The sequence below is a fragment of the Bradyrhizobium valentinum genome (genome assembly GCF_001440405.1).
Classification (GTDB): Bacteria; Pseudomonadota; Alphaproteobacteria; order Rhizobiales; family Xanthobacteraceae; genus Bradyrhizobium; species Bradyrhizobium valentinum.
This window is the reverse complement of sequence record NZ_LLXX01000177.1, coordinates 37,063-55,621: the sequence shown is the minus strand read 5'-3', so window position 1 is coordinate 55,621 and position 18,559 is coordinate 37,063. Positions and strand designations below refer to the sequence as shown.

General features: G+C 56.6%; 17 protein-coding genes. 14 read left to right on the top strand and 3 right to left on the bottom strand.

What is annotated here, in order from left to right:
• Nucleotides 1-124: 124 nt before the first annotated feature.
• The gene (locus CP49_RS32405; RefSeq protein WP_057854194.1) at nucleotides 125-1,438 is read left to right on the top strand and encodes an O-antigen ligase family protein; all 1,314 of its coding nucleotides are present in this window, start codon (nucleotides 125-127) and stop codon (nucleotides 1,436-1,438) included.
• A 13-nt stretch (nucleotides 1,439-1,451) separates the two neighbouring features.
• On the opposite strand, the gene CP49_RS32400 is transcribed toward CP49_RS32405, so the two are convergent.
• Together CP49_RS32400 and CP49_RS32395 are read right to left on the bottom strand one after the other, a co-directional pair.
• Nucleotides 1,452-2,471, bottom strand: coding sequence for an ABC transporter substrate-binding protein (locus tag CP49_RS32400; protein ID WP_057854193.1), 1,020 nt, complete (start codon nucleotides 2,469-2,471; stop codon nucleotides 1,452-1,454).
• 10 nt (nucleotides 2,472-2,481) lie between these two features.
• Nucleotides 2,482-3,873 carry a hypothetical protein gene (locus CP49_RS32395; RefSeq protein WP_156438772.1) on the bottom strand — a complete coding sequence of 464 codons (1,392 nt, stop codon included), beginning with the start codon at nucleotides 3,871-3,873 and terminating at the stop codon, nucleotides 2,482-2,484.
• 271 nt (nucleotides 3,874-4,144) lie between these two features.
• Between CP49_RS32395 and CP49_RS32390 the strand changes: the two genes are divergently transcribed.
• The 13 genes from CP49_RS32390 to CP49_RS32330 all read left to right on the top strand — a co-directional run bounded on the left by CP49_RS32390 (nucleotide 4,145) and on the right by CP49_RS32330 (nucleotide 17,420).
• On the top strand, nucleotides 4,145-5,206 hold the full coding sequence (locus CP49_RS32390; protein ID WP_057854191.1) for a Gfo/Idh/MocA family protein: 1,062 nt from the start codon (nucleotides 4,145-4,147) through the stop codon (nucleotides 5,204-5,206).
• Complete coding sequence (locus tag CP49_RS32385; protein WP_057854190.1) at nucleotides 5,203-5,667, top strand: acyltransferase; 465 nt, start codon at nucleotides 5,203-5,205, stop codon at nucleotides 5,665-5,667. Before CP49_RS32390 ends, CP49_RS32385 begins: the two co-directional genes overlap by 4 nt.
• Nucleotides 5,668-5,679: 12 nt before the next feature.
• A complete protein-coding gene (locus CP49_RS32380) occupies nucleotides 5,680-6,780 on the top strand; it encodes a DegT/DnrJ/EryC1/StrS family aminotransferase (RefSeq protein WP_057854189.1) in 1,101 nt (366 codons plus the stop codon).
• A gap of 5 nt (nucleotides 6,781-6,785) precedes the next feature.
• Nucleotides 6,786-8,339 (top strand): lipopolysaccharide biosynthesis protein, encoded by a 1,554-nt coding sequence (locus tag CP49_RS32375; RefSeq protein WP_057854188.1) that lies wholly within the window; start codon nucleotides 6,786-6,788, stop codon nucleotides 8,337-8,339.
• Between the two features lie 2 nt (nucleotides 8,340-8,341).
• A complete protein-coding gene (gene asnB / locus CP49_RS32370) occupies nucleotides 8,342-10,186 on the top strand; it encodes an asparagine synthase (glutamine-hydrolyzing) (protein ID WP_057854187.1) in 1,845 nt (614 codons plus the stop codon).
• A 178-nt stretch (nucleotides 10,187-10,364) separates the two neighbouring features.
• Nucleotides 10,365-11,105, top strand: coding sequence for a class I SAM-dependent methyltransferase (locus tag CP49_RS32365; RefSeq protein ID WP_057854186.1), 741 nt, complete (start codon nucleotides 10,365-10,367; stop codon nucleotides 11,103-11,105).
• Between the two features lie 55 nt (nucleotides 11,106-11,160).
• Nucleotides 11,161-11,775 (top strand): SGNH/GDSL hydrolase family protein, encoded by a 615-nt coding sequence (locus CP49_RS32360; protein ID WP_156438771.1) that lies wholly within the window; start codon nucleotides 11,161-11,163, stop codon nucleotides 11,773-11,775.
• A gap of 144 nt (nucleotides 11,776-11,919) precedes the next feature.
• The gene (locus CP49_RS32355; RefSeq protein WP_057854184.1) at nucleotides 11,920-13,008 is read left to right on the top strand and encodes a glycosyltransferase family protein; all 1,089 of its coding nucleotides are present in this window, start codon (nucleotides 11,920-11,922) and stop codon (nucleotides 13,006-13,008) included.
• A gap of 58 nt (nucleotides 13,009-13,066) precedes the next feature.
• Nucleotides 13,067-13,906, top strand: coding sequence for a methyltransferase domain-containing protein (locus CP49_RS32350; protein WP_082646344.1), 840 nt, complete (start codon nucleotides 13,067-13,069; stop codon nucleotides 13,904-13,906).
• The gene (locus tag CP49_RS32345; protein WP_057854182.1) at nucleotides 13,903-14,472 is read left to right on the top strand and encodes an acyltransferase; all 570 of its coding nucleotides are present in this window, start codon (nucleotides 13,903-13,905) and stop codon (nucleotides 14,470-14,472) included. Before CP49_RS32350 ends, CP49_RS32345 begins: the two co-directional genes overlap by 4 nt.
• Entirely contained in the window at nucleotides 14,462-15,319 is an 858-nt protein-coding gene (locus CP49_RS32340) for a class I SAM-dependent methyltransferase (RefSeq protein ID WP_057854181.1), read from the top strand. The genes CP49_RS32345 and CP49_RS32340 overlap by 11 nt, the downstream gene beginning before the upstream one ends.
• Nucleotides 15,316-16,245 (top strand): NAD-dependent epimerase/dehydratase family protein, encoded by a 930-nt coding sequence (locus tag CP49_RS32335; RefSeq protein WP_057854180.1) that lies wholly within the window; start codon nucleotides 15,316-15,318, stop codon nucleotides 16,243-16,245. Before CP49_RS32340 ends, CP49_RS32335 begins: the two co-directional genes overlap by 4 nt.
• Entirely contained in the window at nucleotides 16,242-17,420 is a 1,179-nt protein-coding gene (locus tag CP49_RS32330) for a glycosyltransferase family 4 protein (RefSeq protein ID WP_057854179.1), read from the top strand. Before CP49_RS32335 ends, CP49_RS32330 begins: the two co-directional genes overlap by 4 nt.
• A gap of 18 nt (nucleotides 17,421-17,438) precedes the next feature.
• On the opposite strand, the gene CP49_RS32325 is transcribed toward CP49_RS32330, so the two are convergent.
• Complete coding sequence (locus CP49_RS32325) at nucleotides 17,439-18,395, bottom strand: NAD-dependent epimerase/dehydratase family protein (protein ID WP_338060426.1); 957 nt, start codon at nucleotides 18,393-18,395, stop codon at nucleotides 17,439-17,441.
• Nucleotides 18,396-18,559: the final 164 nt, after the last annotated feature.

Here is an 18,559-nt window from a genome sequence, read left to right as displayed (position 1 = left end):
CGGCCGCGGCAAGAAGGGATGATAAGGTCTCAATGCTTTTGGGGGCCCAGAGTATGGGGCCTTAGTTTGCGTTTTGCGCGCTTGGAGATATCATCAGGAATCGACGGATGGAGGGGGCGGGACAATGATGAGAGTGCCAAAGGCAGCGAGTTTTGCCTTCGCTTTGGCTATCTCTGCGTCATCTATATTTGCCCTGATATACGGATCATTGGGGCTGAGCGGTTACGGCGCATTTACCGCGTCGTATCTGAGCTTGACCGTGATAGTGATTGCGGTTTTTGGCTCGTTGGGCGATTTTCGCTTCTCCAGCCTGGATATTCCCGTGCTCACTCTGATTGCTTGCGCGGGCATATCAGTTTCCAGGAATCCTCAGCAGATCGACTTCCGGGAAGTTGCCTTGCTGGGCCTGACAATATCGGCATATTTCGCCGGGCGATCGCTTGTGAAAGAGGACGTGCCTGTATTGAGAGCGGTTTCCTTTTGGATCTCGCTCGCGATTCTTTCGGTAGGAACGGCGCTAACGGTCCCGTATCTAGTTTTACATGGCGAATTGGGGCGGCCGTTTGTGTTGGGATTTGATAACGCGACAACAGCTTTTTCGGTCTCGCTCGGCATCCTTGTTATCCTGCTATTGTCATCGGAATATCGGAGCCCTACTTGGGTCCGGAATGCGCTAGTCGCACTGATCGCGTTCTCGATGGCGATTTTTGCCGCTTCAATGGTTCGGTTCTCTTTGCTCGCTATCATGGTTTGCACGGCTCTCTCTGCATTGTTGTTGAAGCAGCAGCGCCGCTTTGCGCTGAGCCTGTTAGCTATCCTAGTTGCGTCAACTGCTTTCGGATTGCTTGCTCGTTTCGACAATGCAAATCTCTATGTGCGGTACGCGATCGAGGGAGCAAGGGGAGAGGTGGGCTCCGGCGGCCTCAGCTCGGCGACGATCCTTCCTCCATCTTACGCTGCACAGAGAAATCCAGAAGCGACGACGGCTGATTGCGAGAGCGTGAATACGCGAAACTCAATCGCTATTCGAAAGCAACTGATCTCGGACGCTGTCAATCTCATTCCCCGCGCCGGTCTTTTTGGTTTTGGATTTATGTCGTTTGGCCGACTGGGATGTTTCGAAGGTGCGTCACCTCATAATGATCTCTTGCAAGCATTTGTTGAGTTCGGTTGGATGGGGGGAGTAGCATTTCTGACATTGATCGCCCTGATACCCCTGTTGCTCCTCAAGCCGGCTCGTTTGGATGGCGACCTGCGTTTCGTGTTCTTACTCAGTGCCTTTATGATTATGCTCAGCATGGTTTACGGCCAGATCGGAAGAGATCTGCCGCTGTTCTTGGTATTGGGTTTGGCGGTCAGCGTGTTGTCCTCGAACGATGGTTCGGCAGCTAGTCGTGTGCGATTTCACATCCTGAATTGGGGCCGTGGGCCAAAATAGTGCCTGCGCCAGCTCATTTCGGTCTTGGACTGCGCTCGCAAGGGATGCTCGAATCAACAACTTCCCAATTATGGCCCTTGGAACGCACAACATTCAGTTCGCAACGATTCATCTCGCTGGAGCTTCGTAACGTAGAGACGATAGATTTTGCCAGAACATAGCCATAAGCAGCAGCGGTGGAGTTCCAATCTTCACGCCTCAGGTTCTTAAATGCGTTCCATCCTGCTGAATTGACCGCGGCGACATGGTGCGGAGTCGATATGGAGATCATGCCTGCAGAAGAGGTGAATTGTTGCAGGTCGAGCGACAATGCGGCACTATTCATGATAAGAAGGGGGCTCCATTCCAACTTTGCAAGATCGCGTGTCAGCTTTAGTAGCTGGTCGGCTGGGCCGAACATGACCAGCAACCCCGCACGGCCTCTACTTACTGGCTCGACCTGATTCACGCTTTCATCGAGATCCTTGATCTCTTGGGCATTCGTAATTGCGGCCCTCGCGTGCTCCCTTCCCAAACCTTCGTAAAATCCGTTGAGGTATTCCGTGCCAGAGCCGCCAGCTGGTCCAAGCACGGCCACAGTGGCATCTGGAAGATGTTGGGATATGTAGCTTCCCAGTATTTCCGCCTCTCGAAAAGCCGGTGGGGAGGGGAACAGAACGGGTATCTTCTTGAAGCGCACATAGGGGCGGATTACTTCGTTCGCTCGGGCGCTTAAATCGAACAGGCACGCTACGCGATCCTGCTCCACGAGCCGCCGTGCCAAATCCAGTGTCTTCTTTGAATCTCCCTCGTCGTCATATGAGAAGATCTCGATCGGCCGGCCGTTAATTCCACCTTCGTTGTTGATTTCCCTCAAGTATTCGGTGAGCACTCGCATGTGTATCTGTCGGTCATCGGGTCGTCCATCGCGGCTGAAGATCGTTCCTAGTCTGATTTCGTTGTTACTGACGGACTGGCCGCTCCCAATTGCAGGCAGGCCAATAATCCCGAACAGCGGGACGAAGATAAGCGCAAGTGACTTAAGCACAGCCATTTGTCCTCACTTAGGGTGCGACCATTCTGTGCCATCGCAGCTTGCGGAGGCGCAGAAGGTTCCGTGCCTTGACGAAAACAAATAGCATCAACGGAATGCTAGCCAATCCGCCGCTGAGCATTGCCGATTGTATCGAGCTGAGCATGAGATGGATAATGCCGATGAATGAACACGCAAGGAGCGCAATTGTCATAGGTGACTTGCCTTCGGCAACAAAGATAACGTCAATCGTTCTACATATCGCTCCCGCCAGAACGCTGGCTGCAGCGACCCCGAAGAAAGAGAAATCCGCCCAGGCGTCGGCAATGAACATTGCGTTGCTAGTCGAGCCAGGTTGGCCCCGCCACAACAATGAAACCTCTTCGTAAGCCGGCCTGAATTCCTTGCCAAAGAGAGTGGCCACAATGCGGATGTTGGAGCCCCAGGTGTGAGAGATGTAATATGGAATTGCGTTGAAGTATTCCAGCAGCACTTCGTTCGAGATGAAGAACGTACGCCAAAAGAAAAACTCTGTGGCTGATATCGGGCGCGAGGCCTCGGGTATCGACAGTTCGATCAGAGGATAAAACAGGAGGGGAGCCGCAACAACGGCGCCGACGATAACGGGCAAGCCAATTCGGTTCCGGAAGGAGAGCAGCGCAGCCAAGGCAATTTGCATTCCAAGCAGAGCTATGGGCGCTTTGCTGAGCGTTTCCACCCGGCCAAGTAAAGTGAGGGCGAACAGCACGCAGGAGCTTCCGAGCAACAGCCAGTTGCGCTTGATCAGACCTTCGAGATATCCCCAAATCAGGAAAAAAGGCGCGACCGACATCAGGGCGATTCGGTAGAAATAGGAATCACTGCCGGCATACGATAGGCGATAATCTGCCTTAGCCGCTTGCGAACTCGCTGTCTCAAAGTACCCCAATATTACTGCGAGATGATGTTCTCGCATGGAGGTCCAGATCATCAATGCAATCAAGCCGATATTGACCGCAATCAACCAACCGCTAAACCCGAATGCGCTCCGAGGTGGACGAGCGGTCCAGTTGTCCAGTGCTTCGGTCAGCTTCTTTGTTCTCCGCCCTGCCAAGCGATCGATCACTTCGATCCCAAAGATGCAGCACAGATATAAAATCGTGACCGCAAGGTTCAGAGATATTACGGCGTCATCAAAATAAGGTGCTTGCATCAGCTCTCGATAGATGAGGGAGCTTTGATTGTAATAGAGCATGTAAACGAGGTACGCTGGACCATAAAGCACCAGCAGGAAACTGAGCAGCATTGAGGCGGCCGAGATGCGGCCGCGGCACTTATAAAAGAGATATAAGGCGGCGCCGAACATGGACGAGGTGGCCAATAGGAAGGTGGCCGCAATCATGGAATCAAAAGCCGCAGGTTGTGGTGAGGCTGGAAGTTCCAACAGTTGAAGTCATCTTGCCACGGTGCCGATCCGAAAGGTCGCTGCAATTGCCGCACCTAAAATCCGCCCGATTCGGGCGCTGGCACATGGGGTTTTTCATGAGACGTGCTGGCTCCCTTGAGGAGTGCAGTTTCCGATACACGTCGCGGGAACTCAACCCCTCTTGATTGTTTTGGGCTTTTCCTAGTATTGCAGATTGCCGAAACTAGGAACTCGGCCGGATGCGCGCGGCGTCCAAGGGGCAGGCCTTTGGGCTCATAGGATAGCTCTCATGATTAGATTTGGCTTGCTCGGTTGCGGACGCATCGCCAAGCGTCATTCCGACCTCTTGGGCGGCAACCATATCGACCGCGCCTGTCTCGCGGCGGTTTGTGATCCCGTCCGCGCGCGTGCCGACGCGGTCGCGTCGAAATTCGGCGTTCCGGCGCACTACGATATCGACGATTTTCTTGCGCGGAAAGATATCGATGCCGTCGCGGTGCTGACGCCCAGCGGGTTACACCCACAGCACGCGATCGCCTGCGCAAGAGCGGGAAAACATGTCGTTGTCGAGAAGCCGATGGCGCTCCGCCTGCAGGACGCCGATGACATGATCCGGGCCTGTGACGAAGCCGGCATTAAGCTGTTCGTGGTTAAGCAAAACCGCTTCAACGTCCCCGTCGTCAAGGCGCGCGAGGCGCTGGACGCCGGCCGGTTCGGAAGGCTTGTTCTGGGGACCGTGCGCGTTCGTTGGTGTCGAGACCAGGCCTATTATGACCAGGACGGCTGGCGGGGCACGTGGGCCTATGACGGCGGCGTGCTGACCAATCAGGCTAGCCATCACATTGATATGCTGGAGTGGTTCTTCGGCGATGTCGTCAGCGCGCATGCACGCGCGGTCACCGCGCTGGCGAAAATCGAAACGGAGGACACCGCCGTGGCGACGCTGAAATTCCGAAACGGCGCGCTTGGGGTCATCGAGGCAACGACGGCGGCGCGCCCGACGGACCTCGAAGGTTCGCTTTCCATCCTGGGCGAGAGGGGCACCGTTGAGATCGCGGGCTTCGCCGTCAACCAGATCAGGCACTGGCGGTTTGCCGAGGAGCTTCCTTCGGATAGGGACGTGATCGAAAGGTTTTCGGTTAATCCGCCGAACGTGTATGGCTTTGGTCACCAGGCCTACTATCAGCATGTGGTCGATTGCCTGACCAATCAACGCGCGGCGCTCGTGGACGGATTGGAAGGGCGGAAGAGTCTGGAGCTGATTTCGGCACTTTATGAATCGATCGAAACAGGTCAGGAGGTGGCGCTGCGGTTCACGCCGCGCCTGAGCCGGCTTGGCATCGCATCGTGAACCAGCCGGACCGGTATCAGGCTGGCGTCCGCGACGTCGAATTCGGCGCTCGGGTCAAGATCGTCGAGCCCTGCAATCTCTATGGATGCCGCATCGCCGACGATTGCTTTATTGGTCCCTTTACCGAGATCCAGAAGGGCGCCCGCATCGGCGCTCGCACCCGCGTGCAGTCACATGCGTTTGTCTGCGAATTGGTGACGATCGGAGATGATTGCTTTATCGGGCATGGTGTGATGTTCATCAATGATACCTTCACAACCGGTGGTCCCGCCCGCGGACGCAGGGAATTGTGGCGCGAGACGAAGATCGGCAGTCGGGTTTCGATCGGTTCGAACGCAACGATCATGCCGGTGCGCATTGCAGATGATGTCGTAATCGGAGCCGGTTCGGTGGTGACCAAGGATATTGCCGTGGCGGGGACCTATGCCGGCAATCCAGCGCGCCGGCTTGAGCGAAGATGAGGAAGACAATCAATGCCGGTACCGTTTGCCGATTTGCAGCTACAATACCAAACCATCAAGAGCGAGATCGACGGCGCGATCGCGGCAGTCATTCGCGACAGCGCGTTCATTCGCGGCCCCTATGTAGACGCATTCGAGCGGGATTTCGCCGAGGCCGTCGACGTTAAGCACTGCGTGTCCTGCGCCAATGGCACCGATGCGCTCTACCTCGCCATGGCCGCGCTGAAGGTTGAGCCGGGCGATGAGGTCGTCACCACGGCGCATTCATGGATCAGTACCTCGGCCATGATCACCCATGCCGGAGCGACGGTGGTGTTCGCGGATACCGATGGAACCACGTTCACGATCGACCCCGCCGCGATCGAGGCTGCGATCACGCCGCGGACTGTCGGAATTATTCCGGTTCACTTGTACGGACAGCCCGCTGATATGGACGCGATCATGGCCATCGCGCGCAAGCACAATCTATGGGTCATTGAGGATTGCGCGCAGGCGCATCTCGCCCGCTACAAGGGTCAGCAGATCGGCACGTTTGGAGCCGCTGCAACGTATTCGTTCTATCCAGGCAAGAATCTTGGCGCGATGGGCGATGCTGGCGCAGTCGTCACCAACGACAGCGCGCTGGCCGAGCACATGACGATGCTGGCGCGCCACGGTGGGCTGGTGAAGCATCAGCATCGCATCGAGGGCATCAACAGCCGTCTCGACGGCATGCAGGCGGCGATCCTGTCGGCCAAATTGCCGCATCTGCCGGCTTGGACCAAAGCGCGCCAGCAAGCAGCAGAAGTTTATGATGCTGCTCTCAACCAGATCGAAGACGTCGTCGTGCCCGAGGTCGCACCCGGACGCACCCACGTTTATCATCTCTACACCATAAAGCACCCGCGGCGAGACGCGCTGGCGGAGCACCTGAAGGCAAATGGCGTTCAGAGTGCAATCAATTATCCCACCGCGCTGCCGTTCCTTCCCGCCTACGGCCGCCTTAGGCATCGCCCCGAGCAATTTCCGAATGCCTTTGCTGATCAGGGCCGGATCCTATCGCTGCCGATGTTTGCTGAAATGACAACAGCCCAGCAATCGAAAGTCATCGCCCTGATTAGAGAATTCCAGTAATTGATATGCCAGCAGCAAGCACCGGCTCTCGTCTCCTCGGAAACTCCGGTTGGAATGCCGCGGCGTTTCTGATTGGGGCAGGATTGAATCTGTTAGTGCTGCCATTCGTCGTGTACCGTCTCGGGGTTGCAGCTTTCGGGATGTCGGGCCTGGTCACCGCCTGCGTTGCCCCCGGTCTGATTTTCAGCAACGCGCTCGGGCTGTCGGCCTCGCGGGAGCTTGCCCAGCGCTTATCGGCGGAGCAGCGTAACGACGCGCGACACTTCTTTGCCTCGGCCATGATACTGGCGCTCGTGATCGGCGGCTTTATCGTCTCGGTCCTGGCTTTGGCCGGCCCGCCGCTTGCGCGCCTTGCGTTCAATTTCACCGGCGAGACAGCGCGGGATCTCGATCTAGCCTTTGCGTTCGGGTCGGCGGGCTGGTTTTGCCAGTGCCTTTCGGCAGTTCTCCTTTCCCTGTTCACCGCGCGCCAGGACTACGCGCGGCTTTCGTCAATCACCGTTTTTGGCACGATCGTTGCGACTGTGGCTATATTGATTTTGATTCCGATTTGGCCAACGGCATCGACCTTTCTTGCCTGCCAGGCGTTGGGATTTATGGCGACCCTCATTGCTGCGTTTGTTCTCTCACGCCGGCTGTTGGACGGGTGGCTCGGAGTTCCGGCGTTCCATCGTGCACCTGTTGGCCAGCTCGTGAGGTTCGGCGTTTGGCAATTCATGGCGCAGGGCGGCGCGCTCATTGCGGGACAGGCGGACCGCTACCTGCTTGGTGCGTTGCTTCCGCCGCAGTTCGTCGGATTTTATGTGATCGCTCAACGACTCGAAGAGGCCATCTATATCGGCATCCTGAAAGTCGGCGAAATCCTGTTCCCGTTCTTCAGCGTGCTGCAAAACGAAACGTCCAGCCGCAAGGCCGATTTGCTATTTCGGTCATCCTGGGTGTTGAACTTGTTGGCCGCGAGCGTCCTAGGTGGGATTATTCCAATTGCTGGGCCGCTGCTCCATCTATGGACGGGGGCGGAGGTGGCTGTTCAGGCTGAGCAAGTGCTGGTCGTGCTCTCAATTGCCGGCGTCCTGGGATGTAGCGCGAACGTGTTTGCGTTCTATCTGCTGGCGATCGGCGCGTCCCGTTCCAATGCGCTGATTGCGATGGTTACGGCCGCATTCACATTGGCGACGAGCGCACTGGCATTGCCATATTTCGGTTGGCAGGCTGCGGGCTGGAGTTCCTGCATTGGCATGATCGCTCAGATCATCGTAACCATGAAACTGCTGCGGCAAAGCTTCGGCCTCGCCGGGATGTGGTCGCGGCTGGCTCACTTTGTGCTGCTACCCTTGGGTGCGGGGATCATGACCGCGCTTGGCTTGCGATATTGTATTGCCGGGTTCCTTTCTGAGTTGTTCCCGTACTGGTGGTATGTCGGGGGTTCGTATGGTCTGGCCGCCGGAATCATCTTTGTGGTCGTTGTAGCTGTTTCGGGAGCAGGGCCACACGGTGCGACGTGCAGGCGCGACTTGCGCCTGATCGCAAGTCGTTTCCTGCCGGTGAAGGTTGCATAAACATGTGCGGTATTGCAGGCATCGTGAACATCCGCGGCAACGCGGTCGAGCCGGCTGAGATTGAGCGTTTAACCAATCTCGTGGCGCACCGCGGCCCGAGTGGCGCGGGAATCTGGTTCAACGTGGAACGTGACGTGGCGTTCGGTCACCGGCGGCTCGCCATTATCGATCCCGGGGCGGGCGGCTATCAGCCAATGTTGTCCGCTGACGGGCGCTATGTGATCGTCTTCAACGGCGAGATCTACAATTTCCTCGAGCTTCGCCGCGAACTCGAGGAGCAGGGAGAGGTGTTCCGTACGCAATCCGACACGGAAGTCATCCTTGCAGCGTGGCGGGCCTGGCGGGAAGAGATGTTGCCGCGCTTTAACGGCATGTGGGCGCTGGCCATCTTTGATACGCTCACAAAAGAATTGTTTCTGGCGCGCGACCGCTTCGGCATCAAGCCGATGCTGTATGCGGTCTCGCCTGAGCGGTTCGTGTTCGCTTCCGAGCAGCGCGCGCTGGTGCGAAGCGGTCTGATGGACGCCCCCCTCGACGTGGAGGTCGCCAGGCGCCTCATGCTCGACCCGTTCGGGGTAGAGGGAAGCGAGCGCACGCTGTGGCAAAGCGTCCGGCGTTTGCAGGGCGGGCATTTCATATGGCTCCGCCATGGACGCCAGGAAATCCGTCGGTGGTGGCGTACGATCGATCATCTGCCGGCGTTGCCCAAGACCGAAGCCGAGCGCGTGGAGCGCTTCTATGAGCTCTTCCAGGATTCCGTCGCGTTGCGCATGCGCAGCGATGTGCCAATCGGAACTTGCTTGTCGGGAGGATTTGATTCAACCGCAGTGATCTGTACCATGGCGGCGCACGAAAAAGCCGGGATGGGTCCGAGGGACAGCACGGCATGGCGGCACGCCTTTGTTGCGAGCTTTCCAGGCGTGTGGTTTGACGAGCGTCCAATGGCGGAGGAGGCAGCGCGATGGGCAGAGGTCAATCCGACTTTCGTGGACATCGGCCAGAATGACGCGCTGACAGACCTTGACCGCATCCTCGACGACAATGACGATGTCTATATCGGGCTGGAGAGTGCGGTGTGGCAGACCTATCGGGAGCTGAGCAGACAAAACGTGACTGTGTCGCTTGATGGCCACGGCGCCGACGAGCTGATGGGAGCCTACCGCAAGGAAGGCCAATCCGCCACCTTCCACATGAGGAATGCGCTTGCAGGGATTGCTTCGAATTCGACCGTCGGCGGACGCGGCGTGGATTGGCTGCGCACATTGATCATCAACTACCAGGGTCAGTATTTCCTGCGCGGAGGGCTTCGCGGCATTCCTGCCCCCCTTCCACTGGTTGGCGAAGGAGACGTTCTACCCAAGGAATGGGGTACCTTGAACAAGCGCCTCTACCGGATGTTCCATAGCACCATCTTGCCAACCATCCTGCGAAATTTCGACCGCCTGTCGATGGCCCACGGCATCGAGGTAAGAATGCCCTTCATGGATTGGCGCCTAGTCACTTATACAATGGCCCTTCCGGATGCGAGCAAATCCTCGGACGGCTACACTAAAATGATCGCGCGGCGGGCCATGGCCAATCACATGCCCGAGTCGATCCGCATGGGCCGACGGAAGATTGGCTTCGGTTCGCCGATGCCGCAATGGCTGAACGGGCCTCTCTCCGGTTGGACGGCCGAGTTGCTCGAGAAGAAGGTCCCGGTCTTTACCGAACTCGTGAATGAGGTTGCGTTGCGAGAGACGGTCAAGCAACTGACAGCTTCAAAGAAGTGGGACTGGGGATCCGCGCAGCGGATATGGCCTTACCTGCACATGAAATGGCTGTTGGGCCAACGTGCTATAGCCTAGTTTGCGAGGAGATAGTGCCCAACATTGCGCTGTATTTGTCGTTATGATCAATGATCAGCCCCACGGGATACGCACGGCCCGAAACTGGCGGCCCACAGGTCAACGATGAGTGCTGAGATGGGCGCTTGCTTGGGCCTTTAAGATCAGCGCAACATCACAAGAGGATCGGAGGTTATTAATGTCACTTCTCGATGAGGAATATAAGAAGCTATATTCTGACTACTATCGCCCGGACAGTTCGCTTGAACACAAGCGCAATCTCTCGGCTGATGCGACGGTAGAGCACATCAAAGCCGTAACAAAGTCCCGCAAATGGAAGAGCCTATTGGATGTGGGTGCAGGAAACGGCTCGGTTCTTGCCAAGCTAGACAGTGTTGGGCTGGCGGATGAACTTTATGCTGTCGAGATATCAGAAAGTGGAGTCAGCTCGATTCGTGAATTGGGCTTATCGCGGCTCAAAGAGGCGCGCGTGTTCGATGGCTATACCATACCGTATCCTGACAAGTTTTTCGAACTGGCGATTTGCATCCACGTCTTGGAGCATGTTGAGCATGAGCGAATTTTTCTCCGAGAGCTTGCCAGAGTTGCAAAGGAAATTGTGATCGAGGTCCCCCTTGAAGGCGGACTAACGCTTTCAAAAAGTATTAGGGAAACCGCCAAGTACGGACACTTAAATCACTATACGGTGCCCGGGTTTCTCTATTTGCTGCGCACGGCGGGAATCGAACCTGTCGAGCACATGATCACGACCTCGTCAGCGGCGTATGAGAGGCATCTGTACGGAAACCTAAAAGGAACGATCAAAAGCGCCGTGAGACGGAGCGCGTTGAAAATCGCTCCTAACGTTGCGTCCTGGGTCTTGTCTTATTTGTTGACGGTTCGCTGCGTGCCATCGCAGCCAACAAACTCAAGTGGGTAAGGCGTTGCACCAAGAACTCATCAGAAAGCTAAGATCGATCGGGTGGCGAGGTCACTTGCACGTTGATATTCGACGACAAATGATCGGGTACCACCTTGAACAGGCGGGCGCTGAATCGATCGTCGTCTGCGGAGACAGCCGCGTAGAGGCGGCGCTTTTGCCATCAAGTGTCGCAGGAGTGCCGCTTGTTAACGCTGGAATTGGCGGCGCGACCATTTCTCTCATTGGCAGCGAAGTGCCCATGATAATCGGAGATTACAAACTTCATCTCTTGGTTCTGTCTGCCGGTGTAAATGACGCGAAAATAGAAAACCGTACAACAAACAGCGTTTCTGAGTTTAGAAGTAACATAGAAGCGGCGATCAGGAAACTTGCCCAAAATGCCAGAAAAATTCTACTCACATCCATCCCTCCGGTTGAGAATGGGAAACCTCTAGGACCTCGATACTATGACGGAGATCTTATTTGCAGGTTCAACGATGAGATCGCTTCTTCGGCCAAGAGGAACGGCGCGGACTTCTTCGACCTCGCTGGAGCTATGACGAACGAAAATCTAGAACTGATGGCGGGTATGTCCATTGACGGGGTTCATTTTAGTAGGACTGGATACGAGATTTGGCGACCAGCCCTCATTTCAGCAATCGAGCGATCGCTGGATACGGCAAATTGAAAAGAAGAATTGGCGGAGCTCTGGCATCCGCGCTTGTAGTTGCTGATCGTGCTTCAAGTCTGTCGACCAGGCGGTCCGGTTTGAAGCCGCAATCTCGGGCGGAATGCTGGAGCAATTCCCTCACTGGCAAGGTAAGCGTAAGCGATGCGGTTGTTTCAAAACAGCGGTCTCTACCCCACCTATCTGGCTCGCCTGGACCGGCTTGCTTGCGATGCATGTTCTTTCGAGGAGAGACTTCGCATTTTCCTGGCCGACCGGTTCGGTGCTTTGCATTTTCTGCAGCCGGTTCTGGACGGCGATGCCGAAGCGTTCTTCACCAACGGCGATGACGAGGTCTTGCAGCGGTCTTGGGCGCGCAAGAACGGTATGCGGGGTAAGCCGTCGCTGGAAAGCATCCTGCTCGCACAGATCGAGCATCATCAAACGGAAGTATTCTATAATCTGGATCCTGTGCGCTATCCAAGCTCGTTCGTGCGCAAGCTTCCTGGTTGCGTCCGCAAGACGCTGTGCTGGAGGGCGGCTCCCTCGGGAAACGCCGATTTAACTGCCTATGGCGCGGTGCTGGGAAATTTTCCTTCGATCCTGGAATCCTGGCGCAGCAAAGGTTGCCGCGCCGAGCTTTTCTTTCCCGCTCTCGATCCGGACATGTTGGAATTCGGTCACGGCGACCGGCCAATCGACGTGCTCTTTGTCGGCGGTTACTCGCGGCATCATTCGGAGCGGGCAAAAACCCTGGAGGAGGTCGCAAAGTTGGCGGGCACCCACGAGGTTGCTTTTCACCTGGACTCTTCGCGACTGACGTTGCTAGCCGAGTCGTGGCTCGGCAGTCTTGTTCCACTAGGCAAGCATAAACGCCCGAGCGCCATTTCCAGGATCGCTAAGCCGCCCATATTCGGAAAACAATTCTACGAACTGATCGGCAAATCAAAAATCGTGCTCAATGGGGCGATCGACATGGCGGGCTCGGGTAGGGGCAATATGCGCTGTTTCGAGGCCATGGGATGCGGCGCCCTTCTAGTCTCCGACGCAGGCGACTATCCAGAAGGAATGAAGGCTGATACCACTATGAAGACCTACGCTTCACCGCAGCACGCGGTCGAAGTGATCTCTCATTGTCTTGAGCATTGGCCGCATTCAGCTGGGATCGCGGCTCAGGGGCGAGCGCAATTGTCGGAGATATATAGTAAATCCCGGCAATGGCGCGATTTTCTCGGTATCGTCGAGCGCCAGTAGCCATGCTAAACTTCGCCCTCACGGAAAGCCGCGGAAGCGGATCATCTAGGTATCGTTGATGCGCACAGACGGATTAGCCCACGCGGTAAAATCATGGCTGGATGGAGCTGCAGTACCCCTCTTCAAGGCCCGGCCTCGACCCTTCGGTCCCGGCTATCAGGCGGCCAAGCGTCAGCTTATCGCATCCGCGATTGATAGCGGCGTCCTGCGGAACAAGCTGGAGCTACCGCTTGGGTATGGGATCGCGATGGACGAGCGCGTGGTGGAGTATCCCTGGCTGTTCGGTCGGTTGGGCAAAGTCGGCAAAATGCTCGATGCCGGGTCCACATTCAATCATGACTTCCTTCTTCAGCGGTCTCCCTTGAAGGGCGCCGATCTTACCATCATGACTTTGGCGCCAGAGAAACGTTGTTACTGGTACGAGGGGTATTCCTACGTCTTCGGCGACCTGAGGAAGACGCTTTTTGCGGATGGGTCATTCGACACAGTCGCAAGCATCTCGACGATCGAGCACATCGGGCTCGACAATACGATGCTCTACACGGCCGACCCCAACGACGCGGAATCGGATGAGAACGGTTTCGTGCCGGCGGTCAAGGAATTTAAGCGGATCCTCAAACCGGGAGGAACTTGCTTCATCTCGGTGCCATTTGGAAAGCGGAACAATCTCGGTTGGTACCAGGTCTTCGACCTCGCCAAGATCGAAGCGATTGTGGAGGCCTTCGCGCCCACTTCGTATCAGATCGATTATTTTGGATATTCGAAGAATGGCTGGTCTTGCGGGTCCGCTACTTCCTTGTCGGAAGCGACCGTTTATGACGTGCATACCGGGACGGGATGGAGCGATGATCTCGCCGCGTCATCGCGCGCCATCGCGTGTCTGCAGTTGAACGCATGAACATCGACTATCTCATTCAGCGCCTCATCGGGCGCGCCACATGCCGGCTCGAGGAAGGCGCAGCGCTCGCCCCGAGCGCTCGGATACGGAACATCTATGGCGACACGGACAGGATTCAGATCGGGCGCCACTCCCATATCATGGGTGAACTTTTGACCTTCGGGCACGGCGGTCAGATTCAGATCGGTTCCTGGTGCTATGTGGGGGAGGGCACTCGAATCTGGTCCGCCGCATCCATTATCATCGGCGATCGCGTGCTCATTTCGCACTCCGCCAATATCTTCGATAGCCTGACCCATCCATTGGGGGCGAAAGCCCGTCACGAGCAAATCAAGCAGATCTTCAAGACGGGCCACCCCTACCAGATCTCCCTTGATGAAAGTCCGGTCAGGATTTGCAATGATGCCTGGGTAGGTGCAAACGCCATGGTCTTGCGGGGCGTCACGATCGGGGAAGGCGGCGTAGTTGCGGCAGGAGCCGTCGTTACCAAGGATGTCCCGCCGTTTTCGATCGTCGCTGGGAATCCCGCCGTCCTTATCAAAGAATTGCCTCCCGATGTCAGATAGGCCTGAGCTTGCAACCTGGGAAGACGCCGTAAGCTGGTTGCGCCGGCAGCCGGATCAACGTCAACTCGTAATCGACGCCTTCTATGACGATCCGCTCATCGCCGCGGCCGAGCGCTACTTCGCCAGCAGCGAATGGCAGGAGGTCTCGAAGCTCCTTTTGGGCCGCAGCGGGACGGCGCTCGACATCGGCGCTGGGCGGGGGATCGCTAGCTTCGCGCTTGCTCGGGAAAGCTTCACCGTGACCGCGCTCGAGCCCGACCCCAGCCCTATCGTGGGAGCCGCGGCGATCCGGGCGCTGGCGATGGAGGCGGCGCTGCCGATCAATGTGGTCGAGGATTTTTCCGAGCGGCTGCCGTTTGCCGACGCTACATTTGATGTCGTATTTGCGCGCGCCGTGCTGCACCATACCCGTAACCTCGATGATGCCTGCCGCGAAATGTGTCGTGTCCTGAGACCGGGCGGAATCTTCATTGGGTTGCGTGAGCATGTTATCAGCAAAGAAGCTGACCTCGCGCGCTTTCTGGACCAGCACCCTCTGCATCGCCTGTACGGCGGCGAGCACGCGTTTCTCCTTCAGCGCTATATCGATGCGCTCAAGGGCGCGGGTTTTTCAACCGTTGACGTGCTCTCTCCGCTGAAGAGCCCGATCAACTTGTTTCCGTACACCACAGAGACCCTGCGCGTCGCTCTCGTGGAAAAGCTTTCGCGGCGGATTCCCGCGGGCCCCTTTTGGAGATTCATGTTCAGTTCAAGGCACATTTTCCAGTCGTTGCTCTCCGTTGCTGAGCCCTTCGATAATCGGGCTGGTCGGCTCTATTCCTTTGTTTGTCATAAGGCACGCATATGACCTTCTGGGTTACAGGTGGCAACGGCTTCATTGGCCGCAATCTAGTTCGCCTGCTTGCAGATAGGGGGCGTTCCGTCCATGGCCTCGGTCATGGAGCTATCGATGAGGCGGAGCGGCGGCAACTCAAATTGGCCGAATGGATCAACGGAGAGATTGACGCGTCGAACCTCAGCGCGCTTGCAGAGCGCGGTGGACTGCCGTCGACGATTCTTCATCTGGCCGGCGGATCGTCGGTCGGCCTGTCGATCCAGCAGCCGTACGAGGATTTTTCGCGCACCGTCAACAGTACGGCGCGTCTGCTTGAGTGGGTACGCCGCTCCGCTCCAAATTGCCGGTTGATTGTCGCCTCGAGCGCGGCCATCTACGGTGCGAGCTATTCCGGAAGCATACCCGAAGAAGCCGAACCACGGCCCGTTTCGCCCTACGGCCACCATAAGCTGATGATGGAGCAGCTCTGTAGAAGCTATGCCGTTGGTTTCGGACTGCACACCACGGTGGTTCGCCTCTTTTCGGTCTATGGGGCGTTCCTTCGAAAGCAGCTGCTGTGGGATATGTGCTTGCGGCTGCAGAGAGGCGAACGCGAGCTTGTATTGGGCGGAACTGGCGGCGAGGTGCGCGATTGGGTCGACATCCGCGACGTCGTGAAGCTACTCGCGAATCTAGCTGAACGGCAGCAAGGAGAAAAGTTCCAGGTGATCAACGGGGGTTGCGGTGCGGGTACAACGGTCGCGGAGATTGCTGATATCCTGACAAAAAGCTGGGGTGGGCAGGCGAGCGTACGTTTCTCCGGTGTGGTTCGTCCCGGCGATCCGTTCAGCCTCGTTGCAGATGGTGGGAAGGTTCGAGCTTTGCCTTTTACGTGGGAAATTCCGCTGCCGCGAGGCATCGCCGATTACGTCCATTGGTTTAAGGAAGACACTCGTTGAGCAAGGGGAGCCCAATTCGTCTCGCCTTCACCATGATTTCCCGCCAAAGCTGGGCCGGAGGATATAACTATCAGCGCAATCTATTTGCCGCCCTGCGCCAGCACTGTCCGGGGGCGATCACGCCAGTAGTGTTCGCCGGTGAGCGCGACGACTTCTCTGATCTCGAAGCGCTTGGGCGAATTCCAGACGTCGAAATCCTGCAATCAAGTGCATTCGATCGAGGAGCATTCCGGTCTATCGCGCCGATATGCTTTGGGCAGGACTTTGCGGCGGCATCGGCATTTCGACGGAAACAAATTGATGCGGTTTTCGAGTCGGCACGCTTCTTTGGCTGGTCTACCAATTACCCGAGCATCGCGTGGATTCCGGACATGCAGCATCTGGCACTTCCACATCTGTTTTCCGCGCGCGCTCGGTGGCGCCGGGACATTGGCTTTCGGTTGCAGATTATCTCAGGCCGGACGATCATGCTCAGCAGCGAGAGCGCAGAGCGAGATTGCCTAAAAAGCTATCCAAATGCAAAAGGAAGAACCGCCGTTGTGAAGTTCGCGAGCGAGCCTGCTCCCGAGCTCTTGCGAGCAGATCCGGCTGAGGTTGCCCGCAAATATGCTCTGCCGCCAAATTATTTCTACCTTCCAAATCAGTTCTGGCGTCATAAGAATCATCAGGTGGTCATTGATGCTCTTGCGCTTCTCTTGGAAAGCGGGAAGCGGACCGTTGTAGTGGCGTCCGGAGCTCCCAATCCAAACGAGCCCCAATATGTTGACAAGATTATGAAACAAGTGGTCGAGCGTGGCCTTGATCGAGCATTCAGGTACGTAGGAATGATTCCGTTGGCTGAGGTCTATGCGCTCCTTCGGACCAGCGCGGCTCTGATCAACCCATCCCGATTTGAAGGCTGGAGCACTACAGTAGAGGAGGCGAAGTCGTTTGGCGTGCCAATGGTTTTGTCGGACATCGACGTGCATCGCGAACAGGCAGATAGCAATGCAGTCTATTTCGATGTCAATGACCCTTCATCCCTGGCCAATCATCTCGCCAAAGTATTGCAGAATTCTGAACCTGCATTGATCAGAAATCTGCTGCCGGATGTTAATACTCGGGTGGCTGCGTTTGCCTCGGAATTCGTAAAAACAGTCCAACGCGCAAAACAACACCATGGCGCGGCGACTTAGTCGCTACCCCGCAGGAGATCATCGCGCTTGAAACTGAGGTAGCGTAAGAGCATTCCGAAGGCCTTCGTCAAGGGTGAGCGGTGGCCGCCAGCCGGTCTTCAGAGCTTTGGACATGTCAATCTCCAGGGATCCGGCTACACTATCGTATGCTTCAGAACGGCCGCTTATTTTGAGCAACGCCTTCAGCGCAAATAGCGGAAGAGGTACCATACGCGATTTCTTGGCCAGCACTTTTTCGATCCGACGAACGAATTCTGGTGTTGAGACTTGCTCCTCATCGGCGACCAGAAAGATGTCGAACTTGCCGGGCTGATGGGTAAGTCGGTACACTATGAACGACACCAAGTTCGCGACACTTAGAAAGGCCCGCCGATTGTGGATACAACCGAACGGTAGTGGAATCCCTCGGTTTATCGCCGCAGTCAGCAATCTAAAATTACCGCGCGCGCCGCCACCATAAATTAGAGGCGGGCGAATCACGGTCATATTCATGCTTGTGTCCTTCACCATGGCTTCAAGGCCCACCTCTGCCGCAGCCTTCGAAGCTCCGTATACTCCACGAGGCATCAAAAGGTCATTCTCGCGAAGAGGAGGGCGACCGTCAGTGCTGCTCCCATGAACAAGGACTGTGCTCACGTAAACAAAATGGCTAACGCCCGCCTTGGCGGCGCACCGGGCAAGTTGCAACGTTCCATCGGTATTTATAGATCGGTAAATGTCGGCAGCATGTTCTTCGCGTGGATGGTGGACTCGGGCGGCCAGATGCACGACCGTATCGACACCGACGAGCGCTTCGGTCCAATCAGTGTGAGCGCCGATAGTACCTATCGTTACCGTGTTGCCGTTGGGCGAGACCTTTCGCGTGGCTTGTCTAACGATCATGCCGTTAGCTTCTAATGCTGGCGCAACGTTTTGGCCGACGAAGCCATTCGCACCCGTTAACAGGACAACGCGTCGATTATCCTCCATTCTCATATCGCCTCTTTCTGAAAGAGCGTGTGCACACTGGCGTGCCATCATCTGCTATTTGCACCCGTCCATCACCAAAGGCGTTTAAGGGCGCAACAAACGACCGGACGCTCCGCTCCGAGCCGTCTCTCGGACAGCGCACGACGGTTTCCCCTGATCTTTCAATTTGG